At 38.9% G+C, this 21684-nt stretch carries 13 protein-coding genes; 10 read left to right on the top strand and 3 right to left on the bottom strand.

Annotated elements, in window-relative coordinates:
* Positions 1-138: 138 nt before the first annotated feature.
* Together D9O48_RS13395 and D9O48_RS13390 are read right to left on the bottom strand one after the other, a co-directional pair.
* The gene (locus D9O48_RS13395) at positions 139-1449 is read right to left on the bottom strand and encodes an amidohydrolase family protein (RefSeq protein ID WP_126973492.1); all 1311 of its coding nucleotides are present in this window, start codon (positions 1447-1449) and stop codon (positions 139-141) included.
* Positions 1450-1477: 28 nt separating this feature from the next.
* Positions 1478-4558 (bottom strand): amidohydrolase family protein, encoded by a 3081-nt coding sequence (locus D9O48_RS13390; protein WP_126973491.1) that lies wholly within the window; start codon positions 4556-4558, stop codon positions 1478-1480.
* A 103-nt stretch (positions 4559-4661) separates the two neighbouring features.
* Here D9O48_RS13390 and deoC point away from each other — a divergent pair, with 103 nt between their 5' ends.
* The 10 genes from deoC (at position 4662) to D9O48_RS13340 (ending at position 20718) form a co-directional block, all read left to right on the top strand.
* A complete protein-coding gene (gene deoC, locus D9O48_RS13385) occupies positions 4662-5339 on the top strand; it encodes a deoxyribose-phosphate aldolase (protein WP_126973490.1) in 678 nt (225 codons plus the stop codon).
* 50 nt (positions 5340-5389) lie between these two features.
* A complete protein-coding gene (locus D9O48_RS13380) occupies positions 5390-5824 on the top strand; it encodes an SPOR domain-containing protein (RefSeq protein WP_126973489.1) in 435 nt (144 codons plus the stop codon).
* Between the two features lie 108 nt (positions 5825-5932).
* Entirely contained in the window at positions 5933-7120 is a 1188-nt protein-coding gene (locus tag D9O48_RS13375) for a M20 metallopeptidase family protein (protein ID WP_126973488.1), read from the top strand.
* A 170-nt stretch (positions 7121-7290) separates the two neighbouring features.
* On the top strand, positions 7291-9615 hold the full coding sequence (locus tag D9O48_RS13370) for an NADP-dependent malic enzyme (RefSeq protein ID WP_126973487.1): 2325 nt from the start codon (positions 7291-7293) through the stop codon (positions 9613-9615).
* A gap of 127 nt (positions 9616-9742) precedes the next feature.
* Complete coding sequence (locus D9O48_RS13365) at positions 9743-10486, top strand: MlaE family ABC transporter permease (RefSeq protein WP_126973486.1); 744 nt, start codon at positions 9743-9745, stop codon at positions 10484-10486.
* Between the two features lie 11 nt (positions 10487-10497).
* The gene (locus D9O48_RS13360) at positions 10498-11307 is read left to right on the top strand and encodes an ABC transporter ATP-binding protein (RefSeq protein ID WP_126973485.1); all 810 of its coding nucleotides are present in this window, start codon (positions 10498-10500) and stop codon (positions 11305-11307) included.
* Positions 11308-11626: 319 nt separating this feature from the next.
* Positions 11627-12499, top strand: a complete 873-nt coding sequence (sucD, locus tag D9O48_RS13355) for a succinate--CoA ligase subunit alpha (protein ID WP_126973484.1) — start codon at positions 11627-11629, stop codon at positions 12497-12499.
* 351 nt (positions 12500-12850) lie between these two features.
* On the top strand, positions 12851-18757 hold the full coding sequence (locus D9O48_RS13350) for an alpha-2-macroglobulin family protein (protein ID WP_126973483.1): 5907 nt from the start codon (positions 12851-12853) through the stop codon (positions 18755-18757).
* Positions 18758-19286: 529 nt separating this feature from the next.
* Entirely contained in the window at positions 19287-20375 is a 1089-nt protein-coding gene (locus tag D9O48_RS13345) for an NAD(P)/FAD-dependent oxidoreductase (RefSeq protein WP_126973482.1), read from the top strand.
* A complete protein-coding gene (locus tag D9O48_RS13340; RefSeq protein ID WP_126973481.1) occupies positions 20344-20718 on the top strand; it encodes a hypothetical protein in 375 nt (124 codons plus the stop codon). Before D9O48_RS13345 ends, D9O48_RS13340 begins: the two co-directional genes overlap by 32 nt.
* Here the strand turns inward: D9O48_RS13340 and D9O48_RS13335 are convergent.
* The gene (locus tag D9O48_RS13335) at positions 20699-21511 is read right to left on the bottom strand and encodes a zinc-dependent peptidase (protein ID WP_126973480.1); all 813 of its coding nucleotides are present in this window, start codon (positions 21509-21511) and stop codon (positions 20699-20701) included. The two genes, D9O48_RS13340 and D9O48_RS13335, sit on opposite strands and share 20 nt — an antisense overlap.
* Positions 21512-21684: the final 173 nt, after the last annotated feature.

The raw sequence follows: 21684 nt of genomic DNA, 5'->3' as shown, positions 1-21684 counted from the left end.
CTGATTGAATAAAAGCCTGGCTGCTATTATTACTTACGAAAAACAGCAGTCCACAGATGGAAATCAATACAAAATTTTACAAACCCTGCACAAAAAAGCCCCTCACAGCGGAGGGGCTTTTATATATAAAGTATTCAACTATTTAATGTTGTACTTATATTTATAACGATCTGCCAATTGTTTAGCTTTATCGTCTAAATTCACTGTTCGTCCCTGAATAAACGCATGTAAAATCAGATTCGAACGCATATCTAAGATATCTCCTTCAGATACAACAATGTTAGCATCTTTTCCGGCTTCTAAAGAACCTGTTATTTTATCTACTCCTAAAATTTTAGCAGCATTTAAAGTAACAGCCGATAAAGCCTGCTCTTTTGTTAATCCGTAAGCAGCAGCTGTTCCTGCATTGAAAGCAAGGTTTCTGTATCTGCTATTAGTATGTGTATCATTAATAGAGAATAGTACACCTGCTTTTTGTAAGATACCTGGTGTTTTATATGGCTGTGCTACATCATCATCAGCCATTGTCGGTAAAGAGTGCATATCATTCAAAATAACCGAGATATTATTTTCTTTTAAAATATCTGCGATTAAATAAGAATCGCTGCCACCTACAATAACTACATCGAATCCGAATTCTTTTGCAAACTCAACAGCAATCAGCATTTCTTTTACCACATTACAGTGTATATAAAATTTCTGCTCTTTGTTGAATAATTTGCGGGTTGCTTCGAACGAAGGATTAGTTTGAGCTGGTTTAACTTCAGTTAAATACGCTTTTGCTTCTTTAAAGAAACTTTTCACATCTTCAATACGGTTTAAACCCGCTTGTACAGGATCTACATTCGATGCAGCAGCTCCGAACATACCGAAGCCACCTCTGCCACCTCTTCTGATTAAAAGGTTAGGCATACGGAAGTGCATACCATTATCCATTGCAACAGCAGCATCTTCCCAATGCCATGCATCTAATTGCACAACAGTAGAAGAACCAGAAATAATACCACCGCCCGGTGTAATGCTTGCCAGTAAGATACCATTATTTCTAAGCGTATTAATTACTCTTGAATCGGTATTATAAGCAACAATTGAGCGCACATTCGTATTGTATTCGCCAAACTCCGACTCATCAAGGGTAGCACGTACACTCGGCACTTCAGCTAATCCAAGATTTGAAGAAGAAAGGATCAGACCCGGATAAACATGTTTACCCGCTACATCGATCACCTTAGCGCCTGCAGGAGTAGTTCCTTTAGAACCAACTGAAACGATCTTGCCTTTTTCAAATACAACCATACCATTCTCGATAACCTGACCATTTCCAACGTGGATGGTACCATTTATCAAAGCAATGGTCTCTTTTTGAGGAGCACCAGGATATACATTATCCTGTGCCATTGCTGATGTTGCGAAGAACACCAGACAAAATATTTTAAGTAAGGATTTCATATTCAACATTTTTAAAACCTTTTGTAGATTATTGATGATCTTCTTCTTCAACTGCTAATAAGCCATGGTTATGTGTATGATCCATACAACTTAATACCACTTCATAGCGAGGTACCGGACGAGCAAAACCACCTGCAGGACGCGCACCGCCAGGAGCACGTTTCAGGTCTGCCATTTTCTTAATCAGTCTTGCTTTTTCCGCTTGTATCTGATCACGCATCTGTGCGTCTTTCTCACGATCAAAGTATACAATACCGTCTACAATGGTTTTTTCACTCATCGCATAAATGCTTAAAGGATGATCTGTCCAAAGCACCAGGTCTGCATCTTTTCCTTCTTTGATAGATCCTACTTTATTATCCACATGCATCATTTTTGCAGGGTTTAAAGTAACCATCTTCAATGCATCCTCTTCGTTCATTCCACCGTATTTTACAGACTTCGCTGCTTCCTGGTTTAAACGACGGGCCATTTCAGCATCATCAGAGTTGATCGCAGTATTTAATCCTACTTTTTGCATAATATAAGCATTGTAAGGCTGCGCATCCAATACTTCCATTTTGTAATTCCACCAATCACTGAAGGTTGAAACGTTTGCACCGTGTGCTTTGATTTTGTCAGCCACTTTATAACCTTCCAGGATATGCGTTAAAGTATTTACTCTGAATCCGTGTTTTTCAGCAACTCTTAAAGCCGCTACGATTTCAGATTGTACATAAGAGTGCATAGTAATGAATAATTTCTTATTCATAATATCTGATAATGCTTCCAGTTCCAGATCTCTACGTACTTTTTCATATACATTCTCCCCTTTTTTACCGGTTGCGGCAGCTTTTAAAGCATTCTGATAATCCGTTGCACGGATAAATGCATCGTCTAATACCTGCTCAACGCCCATTCTTGTGTTCGGGAAACGAACGTTTGAAGTGCTTGAAGAACGTTTTACGTTTTCACCTAATGCAAATTTGATGAAACGGTCAGCACCTTCAAATTTTAATTCTTCTGCATTTTTACCCCAACGTAATTTGATTAATTGCGTCTGGCCACCAATTGTATTAGCAGATCCGTGCAGAATATGAGAAGTGGTTACACCACCACTTAACTGACGATAAATGTTGATATCTTCAGGATTAATGTTATCTGAAATTCTTACCTCAGAAGTAACACTTTGCGCACCTTCGTTGATAGAGGCCGCTGCTATGTGAGAGTGTTCATCAATAATACCGGCAGTTAAATGTTTACCTGTACCGTCAATTTCTTTTGCACCTTTTGCAGATAAGTTTTTACCGATTTGTGCAATTTTACCATTTCTGATCAGTACATCTGTATTTTGAAGAATTCCTTGTTTTTCATTTGTCCAAACAGTAGCATTCTTAATTAAAATGTCTTCCTGTTTCAATTGCTCTTCATTACCATAAGCGACGAAAGGATAAGTTACTTTTCCTAATTCTTCTTTAGCAGGAGTAGTCGCTGCTGCCGCCGGAGCTGCAGTTGATGCATTTTTAAATTTACCTTTGAAAGTAAATGCATTAGCTTTTGCATCCAAACCGGTACCGGAAAGCGCTTTATCGCTTAAAATACCACTTAATACGGTTTCTGTAGCATTTGCTCCTTTACCTTCTGTATAACTTAATTTGAAAATTTTTCCGGTATAGGTATATTTTCCGGTCAGTGTATCTCCTTGAATCAGACTGGCATTACCACCTGCACTCAATACAAGGTTGTAGTTTTTAACACCTGATTTAGTATTGAAAGCTATTTCATATACACCGGTTACATCATTCCACAATTCATTCTTCACATTAAAACGCTCACCACTCACCCAGTTTTGGAGAATAGCAGTTTTGTCACTGAAGACCGGACCGTTAGTGATGATAAAGTTAGCTACTTTACCTGCCTCTAAAGTACCGATTAAACTTTCAACACCCAGTAATTTCGCAGGTGTTGTAGTTAAAGCAGCTAAAGCGGTTTGTTCCGTTAAACCATTTTGAATCGCTTTGCGGATGTTTGTAAACAATTCTGAGGTATTTCCTAAATCAGCTGTTGTAAAAGCAAACTCAATTCCTGCTTTTTCAAAAGCAGCCGGGTTGGTTGGAGCCAGTTCCCAATGTTTTAATTGGTCTAATCCTACAAATCTTACATCGGAAGGATCATCTGTATCAATTGGAGCAGGGAAGTTCAAAGGAAGAATGAATGCTGATTTTGTAGCCGCCATCTCCTGAATACGTTGATATTCATTTACACCTGCTTTAATAATATATTTTACACCGAATTCTTCTCCGATTTTAGCCGCACGTAAATCATTCCATTTATCATTTCCTTCGAAAATCTGTGGTAATGACTGAACATCGTTCCATGCTCTCAAAGTAAGGTTTACCCCTTCTTTAGCACCGCTGTTTTTATACCACATCGCATCATAATATGATTGACGCAATAATGCAATCACCCCCATTAAAGAGCTGGGATAAGACTGTGAAGAAGTTCCTTTATTCAAAGAGTAATGCGCTGAGGCCTTATCTTTCAGAATAACTAAGTTATCTCTTTTATTAGCCAAAGTAACAAATGTACCGGTACCTCTGGCGATACCATCTTTCTGGTGAGTTAATACCGCACCAAAACCGACATTTCTGAGCCCTGCAGCTTTTGAATCATCTACAGAAAAGATCTCATAAGCATTTACTTCAGGTTTAATTGCCTGATTCCAGCCATAAGCACCTTTTTTGTTAGATTCCAGCTGTTGGGGTCCACCGAAACCGCCGCCGGCCATCTGGCGCTGAGGTACAGGAACACCATAGTCAGAATAAATGTCGATAAAAGAAGGATAAATGTACTTTCCTTCTAGATTTACCACTACTGCATCTTTTGGAACTGCGATATTCGTTCCTGCAGCAACGATTTTTCCGTCTTTAATTACCAGCGTTGCATTTGCAATCGTGGTTTTTGCATCTTTTACTAACGTAGCGTTAGTAAATGCATAAGACTTAGTAGTTGGATTGGTAATTCCGTTTACGGGAAAAGTTGGCTGAGCCATCACCAACATCTGAAAAGATAAAAATATCCAGGTAAGGAATACTCCTTTCCTCACCGGATATCGAAGAGGATTTCTCATGTGCATGTTAATTTTAAGTGTTGAACCTATGCTAAATTTAGGTAATTACTGTAATTTAGACGATATTCTAACTTGAAAAATTGCATGTTTTAAAAATTTTTATATGAACATTGCCGCTTATATCGACCATACTATTTTAAAAGCGAACACTTCTGTTGCTGAAATTGAAAAATTATGTGCTGAAGCGAGAGAATTTCAATTTGCTGCAGTTTGTGTTCCGCCCCCCTATATTAAACTGGCAACTGAGCTTTTAGCCGGTACCAACGTAAAAACTGCTACTGTTATCGGTTTTCCATTCGGTTATGCCAATACGGCTGCAAAAATGGCTGAAAGTCAGGCTGCAATAAAAGACGGAGCTGACGAATTAGACGTCGTAGTAAATCTGATCGAAATTAAAAGAGGCAACTGGGATTACCTGAAACACGAAATCTCCGACCTCACCCAATACATCCACCAGGAGGGAAAAATCATCAAAGTAATCGTAGAATCAGGCATTTTAAGCGAAGAAGAACTGATAAAATGTTGTGAAATACTGGGTCCGGTGAATATTGACTTTATGAAAACATCTACCGGTTATGCCGAAAAAGGTGCCAGTACACAGGCTGTGGAAATCATGCGCGCCCATTTACCACAACATATTCAGATTAAAGCATCAGGAGGCATCAGAGATTATACTTTTGCTGCTCAATTAGTCAATGCAGGAGCTACCCGACTGGGGTGTAGCGCAGGAGTTGCTATTGTAAAAGGAGAAAATAATTCTGCCAATATTGGCGACTATTAATTACTTTTGTTCAGACCATTTGCTGATAAAACAGGAAAGCAATACGCAACATGAGAACTTGTTTAATTGGTATAGCACTTTGTTTCACATCTCCTTTGTTCGCACAAACAGATAGTACTGTTATTCGTGTGATCAAAGACGCGCGTATTGATTCATTGATCAAAAAGCAAATTGAGATTAATGAATTCACCACCAGAGACGCCCGTCGAATCGTTCAGGGTTACAGAGTTCTCGTAATGAATACGCAAGATCGTCAGGAAGCTTTACAGGCAAAGTCTGTCATCTACCAACAATTTCCTGAACTTACACCATATCTGGTGTATCAGGCACCCTACTTCAAAGTGAAAGTAGGTAACTTCCTTACTTCAGAAGAAGCAGAAAATATTGTCCCCTCTGTAAAACAAGTATTCCCCAAAGGAGTATTTGTTGTGAAAGACCTTGTTGAAATCAATCCCGATAAGGCAGCATCATTGAATCAACCCTAAGGGGTATACTAAATTATAAGGATTTTTTCCTTCCGGCCCGTCGGCCGTATGAATCGCTATTCAATGATTTTTTAAACTGGAGCCCTCAGGGCATTCAAACTTATCGTTATGATCCATTTGAAACAAACTATAAAAGACCTCGCAAAAAAATATTCGAACGAGTTTATTGATATACGGCATCACCTGCATGCAAACCCTGAATTGAGTTATGAAGAATTCGAAACTTCCGCTTTTATTCAGAAAAAACTACAAGCGTTTGATATTCCTTACCAGGTAATGGCAACTACAGGTGTTGTAGGCGTAATTGAAGGCAATAACCCATCTTCGAGAACCATCGCACTTCGCGCCGATATCGATGCACTACCTATTATTGAAGAAAACGATATTTCTTATAAATCTACCAAAAAAGGCATCATGCACGCCTGCGGGCATGATGTACATACCACCTGCTTATTAGGTGCAGCAAAAATTTTAAAAGAAACCGCCGCAGAATGGAACGGTACCGTTAAGCTGATTTTTCAACCGGGAGAAGAAAGAAACCCTGGCGGGGCCAGCATTATGATTAAAGAGGGCGTTTTACAAAATCCAGCCCCCCAAGCCATCTTCGGACTGCATGTACATCCGCAATTACCCATCGGCCAGCTTAGTTTCAGAGGAGGTCAGGTAATGGCATCGGCAGATGAAATATACATTACCATAAAAGGCAAAGGCGGACACGCAGCTGCTCCACATCTTACAGTAGACACGATTCTGATCGCATCGACATTAATTGTAAGTCTGCAACAAATTGTTTCAAGAAATAATAATCCGCTATCTCCTTCCGTTTTATCCATCTGTTCGATACAAGGCGGACATACCACGAATGTGATTCCAAGTGAAGTTAAACTCATGGGAACCTTCAGGGCATTAGACGAAAAATGGAGATTCAAGGCGCATGAGCTGATTAAAAAACAAGCTACAGAACTGGTTCGTGCAATGGGTGCAGAAATTGACGTATTAATCGATGTAGGCTACCCTTCCGTTTATAACCATGAAGAACTCACTGCCGCATCAAGAAAACTGGCAGAAGATTATATGGGTACCGAACACGTTGAAACAACAGAAGTAAGAATGGGCGCCGAAGATTTTGGTTATTACACCCAACAAATTCCCGGATGTTTTTACAGACTCGGGGTAATGAATGAAGAAAAAGGAATTACTTCCGGTGTACACACTCCTACTTTTAATATTGACGAAAGTGCAATCGAAATAGGAATCGGCATGATGGCCTGGTTAGGTGCAAACGGAAAACTATAATAATTCGTAAATTTATATACAGCGGCTGCTTTCACATAAAGCAGCCCTATTTGTAAAAAATAGCTCAACAGCAGATACGTAAAGAAAACTTTAACCTATTTGAGACATACATTTACGTAAATTGCAGGCATTACACGATAGGATTTTTTCCTATTCAAATTGACTCAATCATGAAAAAAGATCTAGTTAGAGAACAGGCTTTGGAATACCATACCAAAGGAAAACCTGGAAAAATCGAAGTAATTCCCACTAAGGACGCCAAAACCCAACGCGACCTCTCGTTAGCTTACTCTCCGGGAGTAGCTGAACCTTGTAAAGAAATTCACAAAAACGTTGAAGATGTATATAAATACACAGCAAAGGGTAACCTCGTAGCTGTGATCAGTAACGGAACCGCAGTGTTAGGATTAGGTGACATCGGCCCTGAAGCAGGTAAACCCGTAATGGAAGGAAAAGGTGTTCTTTTCAAAGTATTTGCTGATATCGATGTATTTGATATTGAGATCAATGAAAAAGATCCTCAGAAATTTGTAGAAATCGTTAAATCACTCGAACCTACTTTCGGTGGTATTAACTTAGAAGATATCAAAGCTCCGGAGTGTTTCTACATTGAGAAACACCTGAAAGAAAGCATGAACATCCCTGTAATGCACGATGATCAGCACGGTACCGCCATCATCTCTGCCGCAGCACTTTTAAATGCAGCAGAAATACAGGGTAAAAAAATGTCAAAACTTAAAATCGTGGTAAACGGAGCAGGAGCTTCTGCCATGAGCTGTACCAAACTATATATTTCAGTAGGTGCCAGTAAAGATAACATCAGAATGTTCGACAGTAAAGGGTTAATTCATGAAAGTCGTACCGACCTTGATGAAAATAAACAACTTTTTGCTGCGAAAGGAGATAACCTTTCACTTGCCGAAGCATTGGTAGATGCCGATGTATTCATTGGTTTAAGTAAAGGAAACGTTCTGTCAAAAGAAATGGTAAAATCAATGGCAAAAAAGCCAATTGTTTTTGCAATGGCCAACCCTGATCCTGAAATTTCTTATGAAGATGCTACCAGCGTACGTGAAGATATCATCATGGCTACCGGTAGATCTGATTATCCTAACCAGGTAAATAACGTACTCGGATTTCCTTTCATCTTCCGTGGCGCACTGGATGTTCGTGCCACCCAGATCAACGAAGAAATGAAACTGGCCGCTGTTTACGCATTGGCAGAACTGGCTAAAACACCGGTTCCTGACATCGTAAACGTAGCTTACAATACAAAGAACTTTACTTTCGGCCCGGAATACATCATTCCGAAACCGGTTGACCCGCGTTTATTATCAACAGTAGCACCGGCTGTAGCCAAAGCTGCTATCGAATCAGGTGTTGCCAAAAAAGAAATCGAAAACTGGGACGCTTATAAACTTGAACTGGAAAAACGTCTGGGTTTAGACAACCAGTTAATGCGCTTACTAGGCAGTCAGGCACGACGCAATCCGAAACGTATTGTGTTTGCAGAAGCCGATAACCTGAAAATTCTGAAAGCAGCCTCTATCGCCTTTTATGAAGGAATCGCTTATCCGATTTTATTAGGTGATGAAAATAAAATTAAAAAACTGGCAGCAGACAATCTGATTGATATCGACACTTTACCAATCATCGATCCCCGTCACGACAGTACAGAAGCAAAACGTCAGGAATATGGCGAAATCTTCTTCCAGAAACGTCAACGTAAAGGTGTTAACCGTTATGAAGCTTTCAAAATAATGAAAGACCGTAACCATTATGGTGCAATGATGGTAGAAAGAGGAGATGCAGACGGTATGATTTCCGGTTTAACCAGAAACTATGACGAAACCATCCGTCCGGCACTACAAATCATCGGTACCCAACCGAATGCGAACAAAATTGCAGGAATGTATCTGCTATTATCGAAACGAGGACCACTTTTCCTCGCCGACACCACCGTAAACTTTAACCCCACTGCCGAAGAATTAGCTGATATTACCCTATTAGCCGCACAGGAAGTACGTCAATTCAACCTTACTCCGCGTGTAGCCATGTTGAGCTATTCGAACTTCGGCAGCAGCGCTTCGCCTGAAGCTAAGCTGGTAGCCAAAGCACGCGATATCGTTAAACAAAAAGATCCTGCTTTAATTGTAGACGGTGAAATTCAGGGTACAGTTGCCTTCAATCAGGAGATTCTGAAAGAAAGTTATCCGTTCAGCGAATTGGTAGGACAAGATCCTAACGTATTGATATTCCCTAACTTATCAGCAGGCAATATTGCTTATAACTTGTTGAAAGACATTGGCGGAACAGATGCGGTAGGTCCTATTTTATTAGGTCTGAACAAACCGGTACACGTTTTACAGCTCGGATCTTCTGTAAGAAGTATCTATAATATGGCACTGATTACATGTATTGATGCTCAAATCAAGTGCAAAAGCAACGAAAAAATCGACTTGAGCGATTCTCCTTACTGGAAAAAGAAAAAATAATCCCGCAGGGAACAATTATTGAATATCTAAAGGTAGGTTTTGTACGTTTTTAACAGTACAAAGCTTACCTTTAGTTGTGTAATAGACTAGCTAAATTGCTCAATAACTGATTATTAGTTAAACAGATATGACTTTATTTACAGAGTTTGGACGTTTTATATTGATGTTTAAGGGCATGATCCGCAAGCCTGAAAACAAGAAAATGTACTGGAAAGAACTAATGCACCAATCTTCCGAAATAGGTATCGGTGCGCTAGGCATTGTAGTAATCATTTCTTTCTTTATCGGAGCCGTATCGGCACTGCAAACAGCCTATCAGATTACTACTCCATTAATTCCGAAAGAAACAATTGCACAGATTGTGCGTGATACCGTTATACTGGAATTTGCTCCTACCCTCACCTGTATCGTATTGGCAGGGGTGGTTGGATCCAAGATCGCTTCCGAACTCGGTAACATGCGGGTAAGTGAGCAAATCGATGCATTCGAAATCATGGGTATCAATACCAAATCGTACCTCATTCTCCCTAAAATCTTAGGAGCAATGATTACGATTCCTATGCTGGTGATTATTGCTACTTTCCTGGGTATTTTAGGCGGAAGAGTAGCAGGTGTTGCTACCGGAATTATCACACCCGAACAATTCGACCGCGGGCTATTCGACGGCTTCAACCCATACAATATCTACTTCGAAATGATTAAAGCTTATACATTCTCCTTTATCATCTCCAGCATTCCCGCATTTTACGGTTATTATGTAAAAGGCGGAGCCCTTGAAATCGGTAGAGCCAGTACGAAATCAGTAGTAGTAAGCTGTGTGGCAATTTTATTGGCAGACTATGTATTAGCCCAGTTATTATTAAATAATTAATCATCCGCATTATGATAGAAGTAAAAAATCTGAAAAAAGGATTTGGTGATAAAATCGTATTGCAAGACGTGAATGCGGTGATGCGCTCCGGTGCATGTAATCTGATTATCGGCGCCAGCGGAAGTGGAAAAACCGTACTGATGAAATGTATTGTCGGTTTATTACACCCCGACCAGGGTGAAATTTTTTACGACGGTAAAGAATTCACTACCATGGCTATTGAAGATAAAAAAGAAATCCGCAAAGAGATTGGTATGCTGTTTCAGGGATCTGCCCTGTTCGATAGTTTAACAGTAGAACAAAATATCATGTTCCCACTGAACATGTTCACGAATCATACTTACAGAGAGAAACTGAAAATTGTGAATGCGGTACTCGACAGAGTGAATTTAAAAGATGCCAATAAGAAGTTTCCGGCAGAGTTATCTGGAGGTATGATGAAAAGAGTAGGTATTGCCCGTGCCATCGTACTCAAGCCCAAATACCTGTTTTGCGATGAGCCTAACTCAGGGCTTGATCCTCAAACTTCTATGGTAATTGACAAACTGATCAAAGAACTTACCAACGAATACAATATCACCACCATTATTAATACACACGATATGAATAGTGTAATGGAAATCGGTGATCACATCATCTACATGCACAAAGGATTAAAAGAATGGGAAGGCACCAATAAAGAAATCATTTTCTCAAAGAATGAACTTTTAAACAGCTTTATTTTCGCCTCCGAGTTCTTAAAAGATGCCAAAGACATGAGAATGCTTGAAGCAAAAGGAAAAATTGATGAGAACCGCGATATGAACGACCTGCTGAAATAATTAATAATCGAGAGTCAAGAGCTCTTAACTTTATAATAGCATCAATAGCGCCGGATTGCATCCGGTGCTGATCCTCCTGCCTGCTACCAGCCTTAATTCCTGAATAGTGAGCATTTCCCATCATTTTCAATTTTTAATTCTCAATTCTCAATTCATTAACCGTTTTTCATCAAAATTAAGAGAAGAATAAATTTTCTAAAAAAAACAGGTTTTCAAGGGCTTAACCAAGGGCTTTTTGTAGATTATCCCTTACTTTTGCAACTCCAATTGAAATGTTTCTGCTATTTAGAAGCATGATCTCGGAACTTAAATTCCTACTATGAGTATTTTAGTCAACAAACAATCGAAGATACTGGTGCAAGGCTTTACCGGTACTGAAGGATCTTTCCATGCATCTCAAATGATTGAATATGGTACCAATGTAGTGGGTGGTGTTACCCCTAATAAAGGTGGTACTACACACTTAGATCGTCCTGTATTTAACACAGTTGCTGATGCAGTTAAAGCTACTCAAGCGAACGTTTCTATCATATTTGTTCCACCGGCATTTGCAGCTGATGCTATTATGGAAGCAGCTGACGCCGGCATTGAGCTGGTAGTTTGTATTACAGAAGGTATTCCTGTTCAGGATATGGTTAAAGCAAAACTTTATCTGCAAGGAACTAAAACCCGTTTAATCGGACCCAACTGCCCTGGTGTTATCACCGCTGATGAGTGCAAAGTAGGTATCATGCCTGGCTTCGTATTCAAAAAAGGCAAAATCGGTATCGTATCTAAATCAGGTACTTTAACTTATGAAGCAGCAGACCAGGTAGCTAAAGCCGGCTTAGGTGTTTCTACAGCAGTAGGTATCGGTGGCGATCCGATCATCGGAACAACCACTAAAGAAGCTTTAGAATTATTCATGAACGACCCTGAAACCGAAGCAGTAGTAATGATCGGTGAAATCGGTGGTGGTATGGAAGCTGAAGCAGCTCGTTGGTATAAAGAAAATGCTAAAAAACCTGTAGTTGGTTTCATCGCAGGCCAGACAGCACCTCCGGGACGCAGAATGGGTCACGCAGGTGCTATTATCGGCGGTGCCGAAGATACAGCTGAAGCTAAAATGCAGATCATGACTGAGTGTGGTATCAATGTAGTAAAATCTCCGGCCGATATCGGTGCTACTATGTTGAAAGTGCTCAACAAATAATATATTTCTTTTAAATATATCATAAAGGCCCGCTCATGCGGGTCTTTTTTTATATATTTAGTTACAATCGCTGAATAGTGTGCTCTTCTCCGGCCAAATCCCACCGGACATGTCTCAATCGTACAGTGGCTGTTTCATTTTGATGACAACTTTCGCTGTAGTATACCCGCAAATAGCTAAACCCAGGGTAGAAAACAATTTTTGTTTGTTTGGAACGTCTTAAGTGTCTGATTACCTGAACCGTCAGACAAATATTTTAGAAGATTAACATTTTCTTATGCAGTTTTAGTATTGATTCTCTGTCATACTAGCATCTAAACAGTAGAGACCCGTTTACTTAAATTTAAAAGTATGCTGAAAAAATTATTCGCTTTACCAATTCTGATTCTTTTAACTATGGTTGCATTTAGCCAGCAAAACAATTTCCTTTCCGAATGGAAAAAAATTGACACACTCCCTGCAAAGGAGTTTTTCACCAATTCAACCAATACCCGTATTCAAAACCTTTTGCAACAGGCCGTTCAACAAAAGAATACTCCTTATTCCATCAAAGCCTATGATGCCCTGATTAAACATAAACTGGGTATATCAGGCAATAATTTTACCGATGCGTACAATTACCTTTCTGCTCAAAAATCAGATCACCACGATATTACCTGTGAATTTTTGGAATTGCTGGAAGTAAAACTTCTAACGCAATACAAAATCAATAACTATTATCAGATTCTACGAAATGAAACCTATGATAGCACAAATATCATTTCGCAATGGACTATTCAGCAACTGGATGAAAAAATAACCCGTTTGTATACCAGTATTCTTCAAAATAAAAACGTTTTCGGTACTTCGTCTGTAAATGAATACAAACCTTTACTGACCGCTACCAACGTGCCACAGTATACGCCCTACCTGATTGATGCAATCATGGTGGATATATTGAAAAACATTACTGTTCTGAGCGAACAGCAACTTCAACCTACCGCTTTTGTACTAACAGATACCGCTGTATTAAATGCAAAAGAAGATTTTGTTAAACAAAACTTCGATTACATCGAAGCAGAACACCTCAAAGGACTTTTTGTAATTTACCAGGAAATTCTGAAACACTACTTAAATAGCGGTAATGCCGAACTTTTGGCATATACAGATTACCAAAGACTCAATTTTGCCTATACCCAATTACAGGTAAGCGGTAAAAGAGATATTTACTACAAACAACTGCACGAGCAATTTAAAAAGTTTCCCAACACACGGTTAGCTGCATGGGCCGGGCTGGCAATGGCCGACCTCTTTTATGAATCAGGAAACGAATATCACCCTTATTATAACCCTGCCCCGCAATATGACCTGAAAAAGGCAGCTGAGATCTATGAAAAAATTCATAGTTATTTCAAAAAAGTAACACTATCACTCAACTATCAGTATAATCTGAATAACCTGAACACTCAAACAGCCAATATTTTAATTCACCCTTATGTTCAACCACAAAAACCTGTGCTGGTAACAGTCAGCTATAAAAATATTACACAGCTAAAAATAAAAGTTTATCAGATTAAAGATTTAACCGTTGCTCAGTTGATGCAAAGAGCTGATTATGAAACAAAGTTTCCTTCAAAACAATTAACTCAGGTTCAGCAAAAATCATTTACGCTAAAGTCATTTAATGATTTACAAACTCATACTACTGATGTTGCATTAGACCCCTTACCTGCCGGCCAATACTATGTAGAATATGAGTTCAATAACTCAAAAAGCGGTAGTTATTTAAACGTCAGCAATACATCATTTATACAAAGTGAAAATCAAATTGTAGTATTGAATAAAACCAACTCTGCCCCTATTGCAAATGCTACCGTTAAACTTTGGAAAAATCAATATAATAATAAGTTGAGAGAGTATGAATATATTCTTCAAACTACTCAACAAACTGACAATAAAGGAATCGCTACTTTCAAAACAGAAAACTATAACTACGCAGTAGAAATCATTAATGGAACAGACAGATTCCTTGAACATAACAATACTTATTTCAATGAAGGCCGAATCACTGAAAGAGCTCACAAAACCACCAGCTTTTTCCTTGACAGAAGCATTTATCGCCCCGGACAAACGGTGTATTTTAAAGGAATTTCTTATGGAAAAAAAGCAACTGAAAAAGAAAAAATAGTTGCCAATGAAAATATTGAAATTGAAGTATATGATGTAAATGACAACGTTATTTACAAACAATCCTATACGACTAATAAAATGGGAAGCTTCAGCGGATCATTTAAATTACCGGCTTCTACATTAGGCGGATCTTTTTATATCAAATCTAAAAACTACACGGGTACGAAATACTTTAGCGTAGAAGAATATAAACGTCCGAAATATAAAGTAGAATTTGCAACCATTGAAAAGTCTTATCAACTCAACGATTCTATTGAAGCAAAAGGAAAAGCGATTGCTTACGCAGGTTATCCGATTCAGAATGCAAAAGTAACTTATACAGTAAGAAGAGTGACCTACCTCCCAAGATGGTGCTATTTCTTTAATCCGTATATCAGGTTTAATGAATCTGTTATTCTCACAACGGGTACGGCTACAACCGATGATGAAGGCCACTTCAATGTTCCTTTTAAAGCAATTCCGGCAAACAGTATTGAAAAAAGATTCAGTCCAAGATTTGCCTACGAAATATCAGCAACCGTAACCGACCTGAGCGGCGAAACACACGACGCCAACCAATCTATCCATTTAGGTTGGAACAGATACGAAGTAGACTTTGGATTCGGTGAAACCTTTGATATCAAAAACATCAATGCTTTACCAATCAGTATTCAGAACTTTCAGGGACAAAAACAGGAAGCAAAAGCCGTATTGACTATTCAACCGATACAACCTCCTGCCGGCACTTATCATCAACGATATGCAAGTGCTCAAAAAATTGATGTGATCACAATCGATTCGATCAATTTTAAAAAACTTTTCCCGAATGAAGTTTTCTATAGAGAAGATGAACAGCAATTTTGGAAAGAGACAGGTAAGAAAATAGAAATCCCATTTGTATCCAACAAAGACGGTAAACTAGACATATCGGCATATCAACTGCAAAAAGGATGGTATAGAGTTACAGTTACTGTTGAAGGCGAACCACAAATTCAGCCAACAACCATGGTACAGCTATATGAAAACACACCGGTATCAATGTTCTATAAAGTGAATATTAATACTGATAAAAACGTCTATAACTTTAATGATGCCGGCAACTTAACCATTCAAACGAATCTGCCTTCAGGTTATCAATATCTGTATAGTACGCATGAAGGTGTAAAAAATACAGCACTGAATTTTGAACCGATTCAACCGCTGATCAAAAAATCATTCCAGCTGAAAGAAACGCCGCAGGCTTTTGTGGTAACTTCTTTAGTGGGTGGCCGTTTGTATACCGCCACACAACCGGTATATCCAATGAATCCTGCACAAAAGCTGGAAGTAAAAATCGTTCAGAAAAAAGATACTTTAATGCCTGGTGAAAAAGCTACCTTCCAGTTAGAAGTGACCGGCAATACCAAAGACGTTGAATTACTTTCTGTAATGTATGATGCCTCTCTGGATGTATTCAGACCACATTACTGGGATATCCCGTATAACAATAGCGGCACCCTGAAATACTTTAACTGGATGCACAGGCTTCCGGGATATTGGGCATCGAAAAGTTTCCTCGATCCTAAAAAGGAAATCAAAACAGATAGCCTGGTAGAATTGATTGGTTTATCTATAGGCGAATACAATATCTATTATAACAGGCTGTATATGAAAAATACAACTGTAAGAAGTGTTGCAGCAAGAGGTGGCGAAAGAGAAATGGCGGAAATGGCTGCCGCTCCTGTACAACAAGAAGCGCAGGCCGCTTTTGATACAGCAGCACCGCCACCACCGGCCGCCGCACCTGAACAGGAAGAACAGGAAGGACCATTGAGAGAAAATTTCAATGAAACCGCCTTCTTCTATCCGCATATTGAAAAAGATGCTAATGGAAAAGCGACCATTACTTTTACCATTCCGGATGCATTAACCGAATGGAAATGGATGATTCTGGCACATAATACTGACTTAGGATTTTCTTATATTACCGACAGAGTGATTACCCAGAAAGACCTGATGATTGAAACGAACGTACCCAGATTCTTACGCCAGGGCGATAGTATCAATTACGTTGCTAAACTGATTAATGTAAGTAATAAGAATATCGAAGCTACCTTAGAATATCAGTCTAACCTGTTATCCGACGGTAAAAATACCACTTCAATATTCGCTGATCAGAAACCAATCAGAATTTCAGTACCTGCCAATAGTACCAAAGCTATTGACCTGAGAGGAATCATTCCGGCAGATTTACTCGACCAGATTGAAATTACATTAAGAGTAAATACCGATCAACCGGGATTAACCGATGCTGTAAAAAATGTAATTCAGGTATTACCGAACAGCAGCGTCATTACTGCCGCAAGAAACTTTTATCTAAGCGGTAATGGCAACTACGATTTTAAATTCCCTGAATTAAAATCCACTTTGTCGGCATCCACTTTAGGTGAGTCACCGGTAATGGTAAGCATGCATCTCAACCCAAGTTGGGAAGTGATCAACTCATTACCTTATATTGCCAAAGTAAGATACGAAAGCAATACAGAGTATGCGTTACAGATTTATGCAAATGCGCTGGCCCATAAAATAGTAAAGGATAATCCTGCAATTAAAGATATCATGGGAGAATGGAAAGAAGAGCTTCTAAAAACAACACCGAAAGGAACATTAGAAGATCTCGCCTTCCAGGCGATTTCTACTGAGTCTTCACCATGGCTGGCTGAGGCAGAAAATGAAAAAGCTCATAAAGCTGCCATTATCCATTTGTTCAATGATACATTGATTCAAAGTCAGATTGCCCAGGGTTTTGAAAAACTACGCGGTAACCAACGCTTAGATGGTGGTTTCTCGTGGTTCAAAGGTTCTGAGTACAGTTCAACTTATATCACTACCAACATCTTACTATTATTAGGTGAATTGAATAAATGGAATGCCATTACATTCGAAGAACATTGGCAGGAAATGATCAACAACGCACTCAATTATCTGGACAGATCATTAAAAGAACAATACAGATATGATAGTGCAAAACATATCAGCAATACCACACTGATGTACCTGTACATGCGTGATATGTTTAAAAAGCCGATTGAAAAAGAATATCAAACTTATCATAACGCTTATTTAAATGCGGCGTATAACAGCTGGGATAAGTTATCTATTTACGGAGATGCCGTGCTGGGTACGATTGCTAAAAACAATAACAACGAAGCATTGAGTAAACGTATTCTGGCTTCTTTAAAAGACAGAGCAACCGTTTCAGATACATTAGGAATGTATTGGAAAGAAAATATCAGCGGTTATTTCTGGTCGCAAAACCAATTGCTCGTACAAGCTTCTTTGATTGAATTCTTCGACCTCATGCAGGAAGATGTTACCACTATTCATCAAATGCAGAAATGGTTATTACGCCTGAAAGAAACCAATCGTTGGGAAAATGCCGCATCTACAGCGAATATTATCAAAGCTTTCTTTGTGAAAGACGGTATTGCATTTACACATAATCCATCGGTAAGCGTACAATTCAATAAGAGTAAATTTGATTTCAAAGAAAAAGAAGTACAAAAAGGATATATTCAGATTTATAAAGAATATAGCGCAAAAGACATCAAATCTGACAATATCAAAATAAAAGTGAAAAATGCCGATCAGAAGAATATGATCTGGGGTAATATCATTTGGAGATACCAGCTTCCTTTTGATCAGATTCAACCGAACGACAATGAACTGAAAATAAATAAAACCATCTTCTACAACGACAATAATATCTGGAAGAAAGTGGAAGTCAATCAGTCATTACCGGTAGGTACTAAAGTAAAAGTAGTGATGAGTATCAGCACAGATCGTCCGATGGAGTATATTCATATTCAGGACGACCGCGCAGCCAATATGGAGCCGACAGAACAAATGAGCGGTTATCGATTCACTAACCGTTTATTCTATTATCAAAGCATCAAAGACGCTAATAATCATTTCTTCATTGATAATTTACCGGCCGGAACGCATAACATTGAGTATGAGTGTTTCATTAATCAAACCGGAAGTTTCTACAATGGAGTAAGTATTATCGAATCGTATTATGCACCGAATTATAGAAATCAATCGGCTACGGCTAAGATCAGTTCAAATTAATAACAAATTCTTTTACTACAAAGGCTGGCTATTTTAGCCAGCCTTTGTAGTAAATATATGATCCCTTCGGGATCAGGGAGCTGTATCAACTCATTGATCCTTTATCATAAAGATCATTTACATCTACCGGCTAAAATTGTAAAACAGAATAAAGCACCTCCGGTATCAAAGACCTATATAGACTCATTGATCCTTTATCATCCTATGATTCTATTCATTTACCAATATCAAAATATGATGGGCTGAGTATTATAAACCCACTCCATCCCGAAGGGATGACACCTTTATAACCCTGGCTAGAAACTATGTAAATTCACTAATGATATGATGAATCTTTTCACTGAATAGCTAAAACCGGATCATCTCAGTATCATAAACCCACTCCATCCCGAAGGGATGACACCTTTATAACCCTGGGCATCGCTATGCGAACGACCCTGAAGGGGTCGGATAGTTATGTCACCTTTTTCATTCCTCATCCCATACACAAATCATCTTTTTTTATTTTCTCATCACTTACCTTTGTAGCATGCAAACGGATATTATTCTTGTAGGGCAAGGAATTTCAGGTACATTTCTGAGTTATTACTTAACCGGAAAAGGCATCAGTCATATCATTATTGACCAATCAGTATCCAACACGCCTTCTTCGATAGCTGCAGGAATCATTAACCCTGTAACAGGGCGCCGTATCGTTAAAACCTGGATGATTGACGAAGTGCTGCCGTTTGCTGATGCCGCCTACGACTCTATTGATCGTTTTTTACAAACCAACAGTAAACAATCTATTGAGATTGCCGACGTATTTACCAGTTTACAGATGAAAGATGCCTTTCATGAACGTTACGCAGAAGACCGGCAATACCTCTCCCTCCCTGAATCTCAGGACTACTGGAATAACTATATCAGCTACGAACATGGTTGGGGAATTATTCGTCCGGCTTTAATGATCAATACTCCGAAACTGGTGAAAGCCTATCGGGAACACGCACTCCGGCAACGTATATTATTAGAAGAAAGGTTTCACATCGATCATCTTTCGCTTCAGAATAACAGTGTACGTTACAAAGATATTCACGCTCAAAAAATCATTTTTTGCAGTGGAATAGAAGACGAAAACCTACCCTTCTTCAAAGGCTTACCGTTTGCTCCGAATAAGGGGGAAGCATTAATTCTGGAAATAGACGGCCTTCCCCGTACCCACGTCATCAAAAGAGGCATGAATATCGTTCCCTGGAACAACAGCAGTTTCTGGTTAGGCTCCACTTACCAATGGAAGTTCGACCACCCCGATCCTACTGACACTTTCAAGCAGCAATGCATCAATTGGTTAAACGAATACCTTAAACTTCCTTACAAAATACTGGATCATCAGGCAGCAGTACGTCCGGCAACGCTTGAACGTCGTCCTTTTGTGGGGTTACACCCGAATTATCCACAAATCGGCATATTCAATGGAATGGGTACGAAAGGATGCAGTTTAACTCCTTACTTTGCAAACGAATTCAGTGAGCATTTACTGAATGGCAAACCGGTTCACCGGGAAGCAGCTATTAACAGGTTTAAATATATTTTGAATCAAACAAATGGAGCATCAAACCATCTTTTCAGACCGTAGATACAAGCAATTCAGAAGAATTGAAAACTTGCACATCCTTTTTTGGCTGATTAAAGATTTATGCTGGCTGATCGAATACCGTTGGCTGGGTATGTTTATGATTCTGCCAACTCTCACCGTTTCTATTTACTTTACCATTAAAAACAGCGCAATCCCTGCAGAATTGTGTCATAACATAGCTATCACCATTTGGATTTTAACCAATTCCGTTTGGATGATCAGTGAGTTTTACGGTTATGATGAGCTCATTAAACCCTACTTATGGATTCCCTTTACAGTAGGTTTGCTGATTCTTGCTTATTACTATTTTGTATATGAAATTTTTAAATGGAAGAGTAATTAGCCGATAGTGTTTTTTTACGGATGGCGTTAAGCGGATTCTGTTGTAAGAGTTTTGCCAGTGATTGAAACAGTTCCGGCAACTCGTGGTACAGCAAAACAGGGTTTTCGAAAAATACTTCTACACTAACAGCCCAGAACTCATGCATGTTTAAAGTAGCGTAATGCCCCAGTATTGTTTTTCTGCCGGCATTCATTTCAAGATAAATGGTTTTGGCTACTTTCATATAACGCTTGAACTCTTTTGAAAAATGTTTATCAACACCACACCCGGTAACAAAATTCACAAACGTATAAGCATGTGCCATTTCATGCAGTCCTAAATTAGCATTACTCTCCATACCATTCATTCCTTTCACGAAGTGCGGCCAGGTAAGATAAATACCATGACGGTTTACATGCCCTTGAATCGGTGCTTTATATTGTGTCAGAAAATAATCGTTTTTAAAAATATAAATGTCTCTGAAAAAACTTAACTCAAAATTTTCCAAACCAAAACTCAACTGAACAGCAGTTGCTGCTACCAGTACGGGCATTTCATCCCGCTCCTTTAAGCCGACATAGTGAAACCTTTTACTATTTACAAATTGAAATGTTCGCCAGACGAAACGTTCTTTTTCAGCTGATGTCAGCCGGTTATAATACCTGAAGTGTGTTTGTAAAATCTGATGATAGGCAGTAGCATCATTGCGATAGTGGTGCAAAAGAAGCCTGCGCACTCTGTAAGGAATCCCGATAACGAGATAGAGTGCGAATACTAAAAACAAGACGATTGTAATCAATAAAATCCCTGCCATATGCTAAATCTTTAAAGATTTTTCACAGGTTGGGTATAGGAAGTTTCAGTACCATAAAAAATACAAATTTTATACGGCTACGTCAAGTATTTCTTATTTTTTTTTGCCTCGCATGAAAAAACATTGAAAATTAAACTTTTAGAGGTTACATTAATTTGTTTAGTCAATGCGAT

It is taken from the genome of Gynurincola endophyticus (assembly GCF_003991195.1).
Lineage (GTDB): Bacteria > Bacteroidota > Bacteroidia > Chitinophagales > Chitinophagaceae > Gynurincola > Gynurincola endophyticus.
This window is presented reverse-complemented; position numbering and strand designations above follow the sequence as displayed.